The organism is Bartonella sp. AD328YNZD, assembly GCF_042196425.1.
This window is the reverse complement of record NZ_JBHIQG010000671.1, coordinates 1-825: the sequence shown is the minus strand read 5'-3', so window position 1 is coordinate 825 and position 825 is coordinate 1. Positions and strand designations below refer to the sequence as shown.

Genomic DNA, 825 nt, shown 5'->3' with positions numbered 1-825 from the left:
ATTTTTATCCTTCGCATGTTGCTCTGCATAAACAGCGGCTTCCTCTGGTGGCGTAAAGATGCCATTAAAGGACACATGCACTTTGCCATCAGAGCCTTCTTGCAAATGCTGCTTTTCTTCATCCGTTAAATAATGAAACTTAGGGATTTTTTGTCCACGAGCGTCTTCTATAGGCTCTCCATTTGCATCTATTTTATAGATTATATTACCCTTTTCATCACGGTCGACCACGGCGATGGGGTGCTCTTTGATAAACATGGTTTTATAGGAGTCATCGCTGTATTTAAACCCTTCTTCTAAGAGTTGAGTTGCCATTTCACGATTTTCATGGACGATTTGTTCCAGCTTGCCTGCATCGAGCTGTTGTACACCCTTATGGGCGCTGGCAGTATCACGATTAAGGGAGGCGATGGCTTGTTCCACATCTTGCCCTGTCAATGCCTTCTGCCCTGCTTCATCAGTAATGACGATAGTGCCATTGCTGATAGCAGATTTGGTATAGCCTTCTTCTGAATCTTTAGCTTTTGAATGATCTAAGACATTTTTAGCAATGTTTTTCCCGACACCATATTTGCCCTGATACATCGGACCACCCGCAGAAATGCTTAAACCTTGGCTGCTAGCTTGAGCATGCGCACTGTTGCTGATATCACTGGTGGTAATGCTTCCTGTGGTCAGGCTGTTTTTATCTGCCGGCGCGGTGCTTTCAATAATACCTCCGGTCAGCGTTGTTTTATCTTTAACGTTGATCTTAAAACCACCATCACCCGCTTTGATGCCTGATTGCTCCACAACACTATGATAATCACTAGAGGATTTATCCTT

General features: G+C 43.9%; 1 pseudogene. It reads right to left on the bottom strand.

The features are described from left to right. Positions 1–825 (bottom strand): annotated as a pseudogene (locus ACFIO3_RS14385) (filamentous hemagglutinin); the annotation flags it as partial.